At 80.8% G+C, this 1,485-nt stretch carries 1 protein-coding gene; it reads left to right on the top strand.

Features of this window, described 5'->3' with window-relative positions:
- Positions 1-58 precede the first annotated feature (58 nt).
- A partial coding sequence (locus EF918_RS35645; RefSeq protein ID WP_125652970.1) for a hypothetical protein occupies positions 59-1,485 on the top strand: 1,427 nt, incomplete at its 3' end.

Raw genomic sequence — 1,485 nt, 5'->3', positions numbered from 1 at the left:
CGGCGGGGACAGCGTGGGGGAGGGGAGAGAAGACAGGGGCCACTCGGACGGCGGCGGTGTGGCGGCGCTGGCGGGCTGGCGGTTGCGCCCCGGTACGGCGGCGACGCCGCTGACCGACGGGGTCCACCTGCGGGGCCACCGTTCCCAGGTCACGTTCGAGGGCAGCCGCGCGCTGCCCGCGCTGTGGCGGCTGCTGGAGGCGGCGCTGCGCTCCGGCGACCTCGGCGCGCTCCGCGAGCGCGCCCCGGCCGGCTCCCCGGCCGCCCGGGCGGTGGCCACCCTGGTGTCGCAGCTCCACGCCCACGACCTGCTCGTGCGCCACGAACAGCCGGCGCCGCCGCCGTGGCGCACCCGTCTGACGGTGGGGGACCCGGCCGCCCCCCTGGCCCGCCGGCTGGCCGCCGCACTGACCGCGGAGGGCATCCCGCTCACCGGGACGTCCACGGACCCGGCCCTTGCGCCGGGCGACGCGCTCCTGGAGGCCGAGGACCCCGGCACGGCCCGCCGTGTGGCGGTGGGCGCCCTGACGGTCGCCGGCACCACGGCGGTGACCGAGCCGGCCCCGCCGGCGCAGGCCCGTCGCAGCATGGAGCACCTGGCGGCACGCCTGAAGGCGGCCGCGGCCCCGGACGAGATCCCGGAGGGGGCCCCGGGAACGGGTTCCGAACGGCCCGCGGCCATGGCCGCCGGGACGGCGGTGCACCGGCTGCTGTGCGCCGTCACCGGTGGCACCGACCCGGCGGCGGAGGGCGAGGACCCCCGGCTGCTCGCAGGAGTTCCGGCGGTCCTGCTCGTCACCGACGACCCGCCGCGCGCCGAGTACCGCCCCTGGGCGGCCGGCGCACGGGCCTCCGCCGCGCCGGCTCCGCCACGCGACCTGGCCGAGGCGTTGCAGCGGGTCGGGGTCCTCACGGACCCGCGGCTCGGCGTGCTGGACGCCCCGCTGCCCGGGAGCCTGCCCCAGCTCCCCGTCGCCCTGGTGTCCTGCGGCACTCCGGCCGGAACCCTGCTCGCGGGCGGCCTGCGGACCGACCTGGCCCGGCTCGACGCCCTGTGCCGCGCGGCCGAGCTCGCGCTCGGCGGCGACTGTGCGGTCGGCGCCGGGCCGGAGCATGCGGCCGGCCGCGCCCTGCGCCGCGCGGCCCTGGCGGTCCTCGGGGCGGCGCCGGCGGGGGAGGAGATCCCGCCCGGGCGCTGGTCCGCGCATCCGCAGGTGGCGTACTGGTGGCGGACGCTGACCGTCCGTCTCGGCGTGGCGGCCCGACTGACGGTGCACCGCCCGGACCCGCGGCACCCGGTCTTCCACGCCACGGTGACGCGGAGCGGCTCCGCCCGGGTCCTCGGCGAGGCGGTCGAACCCACGGCTTCCGCGGCGGCGGCCTTCGCCGCCCTCGCCGCCACCCTCCGCACGACGGCCACCACCCTCGCCGCGGCGCAGCCGGCGTTCCCCGCCGCCGGCCCCGGCGCCGGTACGCCCGCGACGCT

The sequence above is a fragment of the Streptomyces sp. WAC06614 genome (assembly GCF_003949795.1).
Taxonomy (GTDB): domain Bacteria; phylum Actinomycetota; class Actinomycetes; order Streptomycetales; family Streptomycetaceae; genus Streptomyces.
Note: the sequence above shows the minus strand (reverse complement) of the source record. Positions and strands in the feature narration are given on the sequence as shown.